Annotated in this window: 15 protein-coding genes and 2 tRNA genes; 13 read left to right on the forward strand and 4 right to left on the reverse strand. The window is 65.6% G+C overall.

What is annotated here, in order from left to right:
* Nucleotides 1-434 precede the first annotated feature (434 nt).
* From FHS29_RS21145 to FHS29_RS21160, 4 genes are all read left to right on the forward strand, one after another.
* Nucleotides 435-674, forward strand: coding sequence for a DUF2188 domain-containing protein (locus FHS29_RS21145; protein ID WP_184692964.1), 240 nt, complete (start codon nt 435-437; stop codon nt 672-674).
* Nucleotides 675-1,036: 362 nt separating this feature from the next.
* Complete coding sequence (locus FHS29_RS21150) at nt 1,037-1,906, forward strand: hypothetical protein (RefSeq protein ID WP_184692967.1); 870 nt, start codon at nt 1,037-1,039, stop codon at nt 1,904-1,906.
* A 72-nt stretch (nt 1,907-1,978) separates the two neighbouring features.
* A complete protein-coding gene (locus FHS29_RS21155; RefSeq protein WP_184692969.1) occupies nt 1,979-2,578 on the forward strand; it encodes a hypothetical protein in 600 nt (199 codons plus the stop codon).
* A gap of 74 nt (nt 2,579-2,652) precedes the next feature.
* Nucleotides 2,653-3,138: an HD domain-containing protein gene (locus tag FHS29_RS21160; protein WP_312865039.1), complete on the forward strand. Its 486-nt coding sequence runs from the start codon at nt 2,653-2,655 to the stop codon at nt 3,136-3,138.
* Here FHS29_RS21160 and FHS29_RS21165 read toward each other — a convergent pair.
* Entirely contained in the window at nt 3,131-3,601 is a 471-nt protein-coding gene (locus FHS29_RS21165) for an NUDIX hydrolase (protein WP_184692973.1), read from the reverse strand. The two genes, FHS29_RS21160 and FHS29_RS21165, sit on opposite strands and share 8 nt — an antisense overlap.
* 12 nt (nt 3,602-3,613) lie before the next feature.
* A complete protein-coding gene (locus tag FHS29_RS21170; protein ID WP_184692975.1) occupies nt 3,614-4,357 on the reverse strand; it encodes a DUF5919 domain-containing protein in 744 nt (247 codons plus the stop codon).
* 163 nt (nt 4,358-4,520) lie between these two features.
* Between FHS29_RS21170 and FHS29_RS37735 the strand changes: the two genes are divergently transcribed.
* From FHS29_RS37735 to FHS29_RS21210, 8 genes are all read left to right on the forward strand, one after another.
* Nucleotides 4,521-4,973, forward strand: a complete 453-nt coding sequence (locus FHS29_RS37735; RefSeq protein ID WP_221456347.1) for a hypothetical protein — start codon at nt 4,521-4,523, stop codon at nt 4,971-4,973.
* A 16-nt stretch (nt 4,974-4,989) separates the two neighbouring features.
* Nucleotides 4,990-5,181: a hypothetical protein gene (locus tag FHS29_RS21180; protein WP_221456348.1), complete on the forward strand. Its 192-nt coding sequence runs from the start codon at nt 4,990-4,992 to the stop codon at nt 5,179-5,181.
* Nucleotides 5,178-5,444: a hypothetical protein gene (locus FHS29_RS21185; RefSeq protein ID WP_184692977.1), complete on the forward strand. Its 267-nt coding sequence runs from the start codon at nt 5,178-5,180 to the stop codon at nt 5,442-5,444. The genes FHS29_RS21180 and FHS29_RS21185 overlap by 4 nt, the downstream gene beginning before the upstream one ends.
* Complete coding sequence (locus tag FHS29_RS21190) at nt 5,422-5,670, forward strand: AMED_5909 family protein (RefSeq protein WP_184692979.1); 249 nt, start codon at nt 5,422-5,424, stop codon at nt 5,668-5,670. The genes FHS29_RS21185 and FHS29_RS21190 overlap by 23 nt, the downstream gene beginning before the upstream one ends.
* 311 nt (nt 5,671-5,981) lie before the next feature.
* The gene (locus FHS29_RS21195; RefSeq protein WP_184692981.1) at nt 5,982-7,451 is read left to right on the forward strand and encodes an FtsK/SpoIIIE domain-containing protein; all 1,470 of its coding nucleotides are present in this window, start codon (nt 5,982-5,984) and stop codon (nt 7,449-7,451) included.
* Nucleotides 7,448-9,052, forward strand: a complete 1,605-nt coding sequence (locus tag FHS29_RS21200; RefSeq protein ID WP_184692983.1) for a replication initiator — start codon at nt 7,448-7,450, stop codon at nt 9,050-9,052. The genes FHS29_RS21195 and FHS29_RS21200 overlap by 4 nt, the downstream gene beginning before the upstream one ends.
* Before the next feature lie 15 nt (nt 9,053-9,067).
* Entirely contained in the window at nt 9,068-9,256 is a 189-nt protein-coding gene (locus tag FHS29_RS21205) for a helix-turn-helix domain-containing protein (protein WP_184692985.1), read from the forward strand.
* A complete protein-coding gene (locus FHS29_RS21210) occupies nt 9,256-10,383 on the forward strand; it encodes a tyrosine-type recombinase/integrase (protein ID WP_184692987.1) in 1,128 nt (375 codons plus the stop codon). Before FHS29_RS21205 ends, FHS29_RS21210 begins: the two co-directional genes overlap by 1 nt.
* A 93-nt stretch (nt 10,384-10,476) precedes the next feature.
* Here FHS29_RS21210 and FHS29_RS21215 read toward each other — a convergent pair.
* Nucleotides 10,477-10,547: transfer RNA gene (locus tag FHS29_RS21215), tRNA-Gly, on the reverse strand.
* Nucleotides 10,548-10,609: 62 nt separating this feature from the next.
* On the opposite strand from FHS29_RS21215, the gene FHS29_RS21220 reads away from it, so the two are divergent.
* A tRNA-Pro gene (locus FHS29_RS21220) sits at nt 10,610-10,683 on the forward strand.
* A gap of 121 nt (nt 10,684-10,804) precedes the next feature.
* Here the strand turns inward: FHS29_RS21220 and FHS29_RS21225 are convergent.
* On the reverse strand, nt 10,805-11,710 hold the full coding sequence (locus FHS29_RS21225) for a LysR family transcriptional regulator (RefSeq protein WP_184692989.1): 906 nt from the start codon (nt 11,708-11,710) through the stop codon (nt 10,805-10,807).
* Nucleotides 11,711-12,174: the final 464 nt, after the last annotated feature.

Raw genomic sequence — 12,174 nt, forward strand, 5'->3', positions numbered from 1 at the left:
CCTGACCGGCAGGTGCTTCCCCGGAGGCCGGCGCGCCGTCCACACAGGACGGTCCGCGAGCGATCCACCGGCGAGAAGAGACCAGAGCGGGTGACGGGAATCGAACCCGCATGACCAGCTTGGAAGTGCGGCGTCAACCCCAGCTCACCGCTGCTCACCTGCGCTTGACCTGGCTCCGGTTGTCCGCTGTTGACCCATCTTGACCTGGGCTAATCGCACGTCAATCGCACGTGGCTCGCTGAGCGTGCAGGCTACTCGTTGTGCGCCCGAGGCGACTGCCAAGGCGCCCTCGTCCTGGCGAGTTGACCCTCGACACAAACAGAACGTCATCAGAGGTTGCGGCCGTTCGGGTGAAGAACACGCCGTCCGAGTAGCGCGTAGGCATGGGGCGTCGATTGGACTACCGACGCTGGCTCCATGCTCAAGGAGGCGCTATGGGTGACGACGATCGGCACGTGGTTCCCAACCCCGAGGGTGGTTGGGACGTGCGGAAGCCGGATGCTGCGCGGGCAAGCGGCCACTTCGACACGCAGGCCGAAGCCACGGCACGGGCGCGTGAGATCGTCGCCAACACCGGCGGTGACGCGATCATTCATGGCCGCGACGGCCGGATCCGCTCCCGGGACACCTCCCCGAAGGGGAACGACCCGAACCCCCCTCGCGACAAGCACTGACGAAGCGGTGGCAAGGCGGCGAAGCCGTCGCGGCAGCCGATCGCCGTGCCCAGCCCGACTGAGTCGAGTAACCGCGCGATCGTCCCGACTGGCGAGCTGCCGAAGCTGTAGGGACCTGCGCCCGTTAGTCAAAGCGCCGCCGCCCCGGCCACATGCACCGACTCCGCGCACGGCCGGCGGGCGGAGCGAAGCGGGAGCCCGGCGTGCCGTGATGCGGGGAGTCGGTGCCAACGTGAGTCCAGACCGCCGACGCGCTGCCGCAGGCGGCGCGCCTTGATCCCGTAGAGGAGAATTCGGCAGTAGGTCTTGGTGTCCAACAGATCTTCGGAGGCGCTGTGATCACGAGGACAAAGAAGAAGACGGTGCAGTTCTTTGAGGTGGTGGCGCAGGACGGCACACGCCTAGCGCAACCGTACCCATGGCCGGAGATCCTTGCCGACTTGGCTAAGCAGCCTGCGGCTGATTGCAAGCATGTTGTTGCAGGAGTGGATCATTGGGGGCGCGTATACACCTACGAGGAGGAGGATCATTTCATTCTGGTTCGCCTCGTAGAGGAAGGTGTATCGTCATTTGATATTTCGACCGAGTCGTTCATTGACATTGAGTCAAATGCTGCTAACCCTTACGTCGAGTTGTCGATCGCCAAGTTTCTGCCGAATTCTAATATCTTCGGCTTCGTTCTGGGCTCGAACGGCTCTTCGCGGGTAGGCTCAATGGAGCGTTGGATCAATGCTCATAAAATGTTTCAAGGTGAAGTCGCGATCGTGCCACTTGTGAGCAAGCGGGCATTGGACAAGATCCGGGCGGCCGAGGAAGCGAAGCTCCTGACTGTCCGTCTTGACCAAGATCATGTCAGCTCGATCGGGACTCAGAGCGGTCTTTATAGCGTTCTGAAGGACATCGAAGAGTCTCATGGAAGTGTTGATATCGAGTTGACTATACGAGCGAAGGGGCGGGTTGATGAAGAGCGTAGAGAAGAGCGGATGGGTATAGTGCGGACGGCAAAGTCTATGATCCGTGCGCCTTTTTCGCGAGCCGTGGTGGAACTTGTAAACTATGATAGCAAGGGGAAGCCGCATATCGAAAAGGTTGACTTCCTAAATCACCTTCTGGCTACCAAGATGAACGTCAGTGTTACCGACAAAGAAGGAAATCCGGTCCGGATCCCCTCGGCAATCAGTGCGATAAACAAGGCGGCGGAGAAGCTTAGGGTTGACCTCGCCGACTCTTAAAAATGATCTTGTCGGTGGTGGGCGGTAGAGTCTACCTGGTAGACCCGGCTCGCGGTTGAAGGGTGGCATGAGATGCCGAACGTGTCGAATGAGCGAGGGCTCGTTTCGCGAGTGAGGGCATCCGTATTGGACTTCTGGTCCAACCATCCTGCAGCTGATCTCGCTACGGCCGCGATGGTGGTCGGTGGCCATGTCCTCCTCGTCTACCACTTCAAGCATGGAAATATTTTGTCTTGGGCGGATCAGCAGCAACGGCTCGCAATATACGCAGCTGGCGCAGGAATCATGTCGCTTATCGCGGGTTTTGCCGGTAATGGAGTAACTCAGTATGGTGGCGCCTCCAGTCGACTGATCGCTCAGATTCGTAAACGCTATGGCGCTACTCTGCGGAAGAACTGGGTAAGCATTATCTCGTGGCTTCTTGCGTGTGCGATTCTCTGTATTGTCGCTATGGCGGTCGATTCGAAAGACGGTCCACGTGCTTCTGAGTGGATATTCGAGGTGGCACTATGCGTGGCTGTTGTAAAGTTCGCTCGTCTGGTATTTCTCTTCGCTTTGATTCTGAAATCGCTCGATGCTGACCTCGTTAGAGGCGATGTGCTGCGGAAGACTAACCCTGCTTGGATACCGGGCGCTTCGCGTGATGAATATAGAAGCAAGCCAGAGGTTTAGCTGTGCTACTGGACGCCTTGGCCTACGACGTGGCTCGTCGCTATCTGTCGCATTTGCCGCGCAGGTGGTCCCATGTGCGCGGTGTGGCCGCTAGGGTATTGTGGTGCGGCAAGGTGCTTCAGGGCTCGGATTTTCGCCTACTTGTTGCGGCTGCATATTTGCATGATATCGGTTACGCCCCTCAATTGGTTGATACTGGTCTCCATGCTCTTGATGGCGCTAGGTTTTTGCGAAGAATGGGCTTTCCCGATCGTCTTTGTGCGCTTATTGCGCACCACTCGTGTGCGATGGGTGAGGCGAGGCTTCGCGGGCTTTCCTCGCAACTTGCAGAGTGGGTGGACGAGCAGACACCACTCCGAGACGCCCTGTGGTGGGCGGACATGACGACTGGACCGGATGGCGGCATGATTAGCGTTCACGGTCGAATTGCTGAGATCCAAGAGCGATATGGACCGGGAGACCTAGTGACAAGCTCCATCCGCCAAGCGGAGCCTGAATTGCTTGCTGCGGTTGAACGTACGGAGGCTCGATTGCGGGCCGCTGGCGTCGAGGTTAGGTGAAGTAGGGTTCGGTGCGGTTGCTTAGGCCGTGTTCGATGCGTAGGCGGATTGATGGGTGGATGTCTAGGTCGGGTAGGCGGTTAGGCTCTACCCAGAGGACTTCTTTGGATTCGTTGCTTGTGCGCAGCTCACCTCCGATGGGTTGAGCGCGGAAGCAGATGGAGAACTCCTGGCGGACCTCACCGTCGTCGTAGGCGATTACGTGGTTGGGGTTGGAGTACAGGCCGACCAGGCCGGTTACCTCGACGTGGATGCCGGTTTCCTCCTCGACCTCGCGCACGACCGCTTGGGCGAGGGTTTCGCCTACGTCCTGGCCGCCGCCGGGGATGGCGTACTTGTCGTTGTCGGTGCGCCGGATCATGAGGAGGCGTCCGGTGGGGTCCTGGACGATGGCGCTGACGGCTACGCGGATGCTGTTCGGCTTCGGGGCGTTCGGATCGTTGAGGTAGTCGGTCCTGGTCATGGTTCGACCTTGTCAGAAGGTGGCGCGCTTCGCGCCTGCCCAGACGGTCTCCAGGCTCTCGGAGTAGGTCTCGAAGAGGTCGCCGGCGGACAGGCGGCGCAGGTGGAGTGCGGGGGCGTGGGCACCGGGGAAGCCGTAGACGTGGGTATTGACGATCATCTCGTCGTCGAAGCGGAAGACGGAGTTGTAGAGGGTCGTCTTGTGTAGGCGAACCTCGATGCCGGGGACCTCGGCCAGCGGGCGGACGAAGGCCAGGGCGTTGCGGATGCGGGCGGCGACCGTGCCCTTGCCCAGCTGCTCCTCCTCGCTGCGACGGGCGGCCTCGCGGGCGGCGGGGTCGCCGAACAGGAGGCGGACGCGGGTGCCGTTCTCGGCCTTGGTGCGTAGCTCCTTGGCGAAGGTGGGGCGTTCGACCAGGAAAAGAGCGGCCAGCGACAAGACCTCGATGTGTTCGGTGGCGTCGTTGAGGAGGCGGTCCCAAAGGTCGGCCGGGATGTTGTTGCGGTGCGGGTAGACCTTGACCACCTCGGATTCGGCGATCTCCGCCTTGCGCTCGGTGGCCACGGCGTCGGGCCAGAGGTAGTTCTCGGTCTCGCGGACCATCGACGCGATGGTGTGGCGGTGGCGAGGGTAGGGGATGCGGCCCTTGGTGATCCACCGCTCGACGGTCTTGGGGTCCACGCCGGTCGCGCGGGCCACGTGGTCGAGGTCCAGGCCGTTGCGGAGGAGGGCTTCGCGTAGGCGTTCGTTGGCCATGTGGACCTCCGTGTGGAGACGAGTAGGGACGTCTTCAAGCTAGCGGAGACGTCCGTAGAAGTCCCGCTATGCGGTGCTTGCGTCCCGCTGATTTGCGGAGAGTGGTCGTTGTCGAGATGCCGGGCAGACGGTCCGGCCGACGCCGTTGAAGAGGAGTACGACGGTGGCGATCACGGGTGGGAGCAGGCTCCCCACGACGCATGACTTCGTCTTCCCGCGTGGTGCGTTGGTGATGGGTGTTGAGCCGGTGCTGAAGTTCCAGTCGGCTGAGGAGCGGGCGAAGGGGTTGCCGGTTCAGCAGGAGACGGACAAAGAGTCCGGACTGTTGGTGTGGTCGGTGCTGGTGATCGACCAGGCGGCGGAGCGCAAGGCGGACGCGGTGGTCACGGTGAAGATCGCCGCACCTCACCAGCCGGTTCCGCCGGAGGCGATTCCGGGGACGGACGTGCGGCCGGTGGTGTTCGAGGGGCTGACGGTCACGCCCTGGATTGACGACAAGGCTTGCCGGGGCAGTCACGGGGGTGAGCGGCACCGGTGCCGGGCGAAGCTCGGGTACAGCCTGCGGGCGTCGGCCATGAAGCCGGTCGTCGTCAAGACCACGTCCAAGGCCGCGTGACCGCGTGGTGGCGGACATGGTGCGGTTGCACGTGACGGCTGACCTGCCGATCCGGCCGGTGCCGCTCGCGTACGCGGACCGGGTGGAGATCCGCTTCGGTAAGGCGTTCCCGGCCGTGCTGGTCGTTGACCGGGCAGCGTTGGACCGGCTTCGCGCTGCGCTGGACCAGGCGGCGGCTGCACTGGCTGCGGGTGGTGACAAGGCATGAGCTTGCACATGGTCGCTACGCCGGGGCGCGAAGCGGCGGCTGCCTTGGTGATGGTCAACGGAATGCCGACGCTGGTTGTGTATCTCGACCCGGTGAACCTGACGGTCCAGACTCCACCGTTTCCAGGCGGGCGGGAAGTCCTGGCGCGGTTCTGCCGGGAGCTGTCCCGCGAGGCGTGGAAGGTGGCCGATCGGCTGGACTCGGCCGGTGGGCGTCACGCGCTGGCGGAGGGGGCGGGTGATGGCGCAGCGGAAGAAGCCTGACGCCTGGGAGGCCGCCTTCGCGGTGCGGACGCTGAAGGACGCGCATGAGGCGTTGGGGAAGGTGATGCCCGCGCCGGATGCGGCGCTGTCGCGGTGGCGGACCTTTTACCTGCGGTCGGCGGAGGTGTATCGGCAGGTCGCGGAGATCGACCGGGGACACCACCACGAGGCCATGTACTGGGCGAAGCGTGAGCGTGAGAAGGGGGAAGCGCTCAAGGCTGAGTGACGTCCCCTAGTCCTGTTTAGACAGAGCGCGTGATCTTGGTGGGTCACGTGGCGATGCCGCACGACTTGTTGCGGCGCAATGGTTTCGTGAGGCGCAGGAGCGGACACCGGCTACCAACCTTGCCGCTCCTGCGTTGTCCACACCGACTCGGAGTGAACAGCGATGACGGTAAAGCATGGGCGCAAGCGTGCGCCAGAGTGGGTCACCCGGACGCGGTGCGCGAAGTGCAAGAGGTTCGCGCGGTTGCTGGTCGGGCAGACGGAGTGCGATCGCTGTGTCGGGGCGCTGGAGTTGGACTTCGGCGGTGCTCGATGAACGGCGGGAAGTGGGTCGATCCGGCTCCGTTCGAGGGTGTGCGGCCTCGGGTGCCGTGGTGGATGTTGTTGCCGGGCAGGGCGAAGTGGCTCGCGGCGCTGCTGGCGTTGGTGTGGCTGGCGGTCGTGTTGGTCGTGCGCCTGGTGCTCCTCGTCGTTCGGTACCCGGTGGTCACGCTGGTGCCGGCGTTGGCGGCCTGGTGCTGGTTGCGGTTTGGGCTTTCGCCGCTGGTTCTGGCGGTGTTGTCGCTGGTCTGTGCCTTGACGGTCTGGTACGGGCTGGCGCGGGACTCGTTCCTGCGGCACTGCTGGTACCGGGTCGTGACGGAGTGGCGGCGGGCGACGGTGTACGTGCCTCGGTGGCGGACGGTGGTGCGGCTGGCTGAGCTGTCGAAGGACGCTCGGGGGCGTGAGCACCGCCCGGTGCTGCGGCGGGTGAGGTCGGAGGGATGGCGGGACCGGGTTCGGGTGCGGATGATCCCGGCCCAGTCGCCGGAAGCCTGGGAGCTGCGGCGAGAGGGCCTGGCGCACTCATTCGGTGCTCGGTCCTGCCGGGTGCGGGTGCTGCGTCCGAGGGTGGTTGAGCTGGACTTCGTGCACCGTGACCCGCTGCTGCGGCCCTTGCCCATCCCGGCCCTGGCGGACTCGGCGGAAGTGGACCTGCGGCGGGTCACGGTCGGGCGGACGGAGAACGGCAAGCCCTGGCGGCTGCGGCTGCTCGGCTCGCAGGTGCTCGTGGTCGGCGTGCCCGGCGCGGGTAAGGGCTCGGTGTTGTGGTCGCTGGTGTGGCAGCTCGCCCCGGCGGTCCGTGCGGGCCTGGTGCGGCTGGTGGGCATCGATCCCAAGGGCGGGATGGAGCTGGGGCAGTGCCCGGACGCCTTCGACCGGGTCGTCTACGACAACGGGCCGGACGCCGTCGCGCTGCTGGAAGAGATCGCCGCTGAGGTCAAGGAGCGGGCTACCAGGTACCGGGGCATCCGTCGGTTGTGGGCGCGATCGACGGGAGAGCCGTTCACGGTCTTGGTGGTGGACGAGCTGGCGGACCTGATCGCCTACCAGCCGGACAAGCAGCTGCGGGAGCGGGCGGCGCGGGCGATTCAAACGATCACCTCGCAGGGCCGTGCGCCGGGGTACGCGGTGGTTGGCCTGGTGCAGGACCCGCGCAAGGAGGTAGTCGGCTTTCGGCACCTGTTCACCACGCGGGTGGCGCTACGGCTGGACGAGCCGCAACAGGTGGACATGGTCCTCGGGGACGGTGTCCGCCAGCGGGGCGCGGCGGCGCACGAGATCAGCGAGAACACGCCCGGTGTGGCCTGGGTGAAGACGGATGGGCAGCGGGAGCCGGATCGGGCTCGGGCTTTCCACGTCACGGACGCGGACCTGGTTGAGCTAGGCGTGTTCCTCGCCCCGGCGACAGTGCACGACTTCCCGACTCGGCCGGATGGTGCTGGGGAGGCGGCGGCATGAGTGAGTACCTGACTCGTGCCGATCGGATGAAGCAGCCGGCGGCCCTGGATGTGGCTCGGGCCGTGGCTGAGGAGCACGGCGTCTGCGTCCGGCCACTGGCCAAGGAACGAGTTGACCTGGACACCGGGCGGGTGGACATCGTCCCCGTTGCCTGTGGTTCGACGGTGGCCAGCGTGTGCCCCACCTGTGCGGAGAAGAACCGGCGGCTGCGGATGGCACAGTGCCGGGAGGGGTGGCACCTGACGGACGAGCCCGACTTCACCCCGGACGCTCCTAGCGAGGATCAGCGGGCGTTGGCGGCTTACCGGGCCGACTTGGTCACGGCGTACCGCCAGGCCGTGGAGGAGGACGACGAAGCCGGGGCGGAGGAGGTTCGGGAGGAGGTCGCGGGCGTTGACGCTGAGCTGCGGCTGATGGGAGTCCGCGGGAAGCTTCCGGCGCTGGATGCTCGGCCTCGGGCTGTGCGGAAGCGGTCTACGCGGCGGCGGCAGGATGCGCCGAACCTGCCTCGGCGGCCGGTGCAGAAGCGCACAGTCGGGCGCGTGTTCGGAGGCAAGTACCAGCCCTCGACGTTCCTGACGCTGACCCTCGACAGCTACGGCAAGGTCCGGAGTGACGGCACCCCGGTTGACCCGGCCACCTACGACTACCGGCGGGCGGCTCGGGACGCGGTGCACTTCGCGGCGCTGCTGGACCGGTTCGTGCAGAACCTGCGGCGGTGTGTCGGGTGGGATGTCCAGTACTTCTCCACCGTCGAGCCTCAGCGTCGGCTGGCGCCGCACTGGCACGCGGCTATCCGAGGGTCAATCTCGCGGGCGGAGCTGCGGGCAGTCGCTGAAGCCACCTACCACCAGGTGTGGTGGCCCAGCCATGACGAGGTGAAGTACGGCGGGGATTCGCTGCCGGTGTGGGATGCGCGGGTCAAGGGGTTCGTGGACCCGGGCACGCGGGAGGCGCTGCCTACCTGGGAGCAAGCGTTGGACCAGGTAGACGAGCCTGCCCACGTTGCGCGGTTCGGGGTGCAGGTGCACTCCAAGGGCATCCTCGGCGGGACCGAAGAGGCTGGCCGCCACATCGGGTACCTGACGAAGTACCTCACGAAGTCGATCGGCGAGTGCTTCGATGCCCAGACGGCCCGCCAGGAGGAGCACGCGGAGAGGTTGTGTGCGGAGCTGGCTGTTGCGCCCTGCTCGCCGCAGTGCCCGGTGTGGTTGCTGTACGGAGTCCAGCCGCGTGGGGCTCGGGTCTCGATGGAGCCCGGCAAGTGCAAGGGAAAGGCGCATAAGCGGTCCACGCTCGGTGTCGCGGGGCGGCGGGTGCTGGTGTCGCGGAAGTGGTCGGGCAAGTCGCTGGCGGACCACAAGCACGACCGCAAGGAATTCGTTCGGCAATTGCTTGCCGACGTGGGGATCACCGGGGACGACCAGCCGAAGCGGGTCGTCTGGAACAACGTGCAGCCCGGTGACCCGAACGTGCCCCCAAGGCCACACCTGCTGTTGCGGGCGGTCGCGGAGAGGCGTCGATGGAAGGCCGAGTACACGGCGGCGCTGCTCGCCTCGGCCAGTCCTCCCAACCATTCGGCAACTCCGCAAGCTGCGTAAACAGGGGGACAGGGCATGACTGAGCACTTCACTGTGCCGGAGGCGGCGCAGTACATGAACACGACGGTCCGGTTCGTCCGGCGGCTCATCGCTGAGCGGCGGATCGCGTTCCACCACCTCGGGCGACACGTTCGGCTGAAGCGCGAAGACGTGGATGCGTTCATCGACGCCGGTCGGGTTGAGGCTGTGCGGGGTGCTGCCTGATGGCCAACAAGAAGAACCACAGGCAGTTCGGGCACGTCCGCAAGTTGCCGTCCAAGCGGTTCCAGGCCAGTTACCTCGGGCCGGATGGACAGCGGCGGAACGCGCCGGAGACGTTCCCGACGAAGACGGATGCCACCGCTTGGCTGTCCACCGTGGAAGCGGATCTCCTGCGCGGGGAGTGGGTTGATCCGCTGCTCGGGAAGATCGCGCTCAAGGAGTACGGCGAGCGGTGGATCAAGGAACGGGACCTCGGGGTTCGGACCCGGGAGGAGTACGCGCGGCTGTTCCGGCTGCACGTCGCGCCGTTCCTCGGGGCGAGGCTCTTGACCGACATCTCGCCGGCGGCCGTGCGCACCTGGCGGGCGAACCTCCTCGACAACGGCCGATCGGAGACCACGACCGCCAAGGCTTACCGGCTGCTGCGGGCGATCATGAACACCGCCTTGGACGACCACCGCATCAAGCGCAACCCGTGCCGCATCAAGGGCGCGGACCAAGAGAAGGCTCCTGAGCGTCCCGTGGCGTCCATCGAGCAGGTGTTCACGCTCGCGGAGGCGGTCCCGCCTCGGTTCCGGGTGTTGATCCTCGCGGCAGCCTTCACCGGACTGCGGTGGGGCGAGTTGATCGCGCTGCGGCGGTGTGACGTCGACCTGGACGGCCCGACCGTGCGGGTGCCCAGGCGGCTCGCCCAGCTCAGCTCGGGGAAGCTCGTGGAAGGTCCGCCGAAGTCTGCGGCCGGGTTCCGGACGGTGGCGCTGCCCGACATCCTCGTGGACGACTTCCGGCGGCACCTGATGGCGTTCGTGAAGGCCGGGCCAGAGGAGCTGATCTTCACCGGGGAGAAGGGTGCACCGCTCAAGCGTGGCAACTGGCACCGAAGCGTGAAGTGGATCAAGACCGTGGACAGGGCCGGACTTCCGAAGGGCTTCCACTTCCACGACCTGCGGCACACCGGCAACAACCTCGCCGCTGCGGCCGGTGCCAGCACGCGGGAGCTGATGCACCGCATGGGGCACGGGAGCATGAGGGCCGCGCTGATCTACCAGCACGCGACCAGCGAGCGGGACCGGGAGATCGCCGGGAAGCTCAGCAAGCGGGTCAAGGCGGCGAGGCGGAAGCGGTCCTAATCGCACGCCAATCGCACGACGGGTCCTAGAGACACGGCAGCGGTGCTACCCCAACCAGGGTGGCACCGCTGTTGACCTGCTGGAAGTTCGGAGAGCGGGTGACGGGAATCGAACCCGCATGACCAGCTTGGAAGGCTGGGGCTCTACCATTGAGCTACACCCGCGTCGCGTCCACCAGGGGTGGGCGCGGGATCAGCTTAGCGTGTCGCGATAGGGTGTTGGTGACCGGGGCGTGGCGCAGTTTGGTAGCGCACCCGCTTTGGGAGCGGGGGGTCGCAGGTTCAAATCCTGTCGCCCCGACGGTCGGCGCGGCCCCCTGGGTCTGGTGGGGGCCGCGCAACCAAGTCCGGTCCTGCCTGCCGTTCTTGAGCACACCGCGCCATGGGCGCTCAAGAACGGCGTTCCCCAGGTTCTGCCCTGCTCAGGCAGGCGTGGCCACCTGCTCGCTCACCACCTGCGCCGCGGCCGACACCAACGCCGTCACCGACGGGTTGGTCGAGTTGTCCTGGCGCCACGCGAACTGGGTGTACACCCGGAACGGCGGAACCCAGGGCAGCCTGCACAGCCTTCCGTCGGCCAGCTCCGCCGCGACCGTCACCTCGGGCACCAACGAGATCCCCAGGCCCGAGGCGACCGCGCGCTTGGCGGCGTCGATCGAGTCCAGCGCCAGCACCGGCGACTTGGCCTCCGCTTCCTGGAGGCCGAGCGCCTGCTCGAACTGCTCGTAGTAGCTGGCGCCGTTCTCCGCCCGGATGAGGGTGCTCCCGCGCAGCTCATCCTCGGTGATCACGGAACGCCTCGTCAGCGCGTGCGTCGGTCCGGCGACCATGACCAGCGGCTCCGGGCACAGCACGGTCGTCTCCAAGCCCTCGCGGGGTTCCACGGAGCCGATGAAGAACGCGCAGTCCAGCCTGCCTTCGCGCACCGACGACAGGTTCGTCTGCGTGTTGCGCGAGTGCAGCGAGATCTGGACGCTCGGGTACCGCCAGCACATGTACTCGATCAGTGGTAGCAGTCGGTAGTCGGTCAAGCTCTGCGCGCTGCCGATGACCAGCTTGCCGTGCGGCTCGCCGTTCATCGTGATGGCTTTTCGCGCCTTGTCCGTCAACGTGATGATGTTGCGCGCGAACGGCAGCAGTTCGACCCCGGCGGAGGTCATCTGGATCCCGCGCGGGAGTCGGCGGAACAACGGCACGCCAAGGGTCTCTTCGAGTGCCTTGATCCGGGTGGTTATGGTGGGTTGCGAGCAATTCAGCGTGGCGGCTGCCTTGGTGAAACTGCCCGTTTGAACCACAGTTGTGAACGCCAAAAGCTGACGTGTCTCCATGGAGCTCCCCAACGGTGCGTGAAAGTGATCCACGAGCGACCGGGGTAGGACGGGCGTCGTGGGTTTCGTTGCGTGGCGGCAGTTGATCTAGCTGCGCCGGGTGTCCGGACGCAGCTCGGTGCTGATCAACATCGCCGCTCGGCCGTGAGGGGCGGTACCCGATGGTCTCGTGTTCCTGCCAAGACCTGTCGTAGTCCGGCGCGGTGCTCCGGGGAGCCGGCGTCGGGGGCAGGTCCTGGGTTACTGTTCGGCAGCGGCGGAATGGCACTCATCGGGTCATCGGCACCTTGTCTGGTAGGTGGTTAAAGAGCTCGATGACATTGTTTTCGCTCGTCCCTCTGGTCCCGGTTGCCGGTGGCGTCCGCTGCTGACCCCCCAGAACGTCCGACAACGTGAATTATTTCGTGGTCCGGCGGTGCGGGTCCGGGCGCCACGCTACCTGAAACCCACACTAATGGACTACG

The sequence above is a fragment of the Saccharothrix tamanrassetensis genome, from assembly GCF_014203665.1.
GTDB classification, from domain to species: Bacteria; Actinomycetota; Actinomycetes; order Mycobacteriales; family Pseudonocardiaceae; genus Actinosynnema; species Actinosynnema tamanrassetense.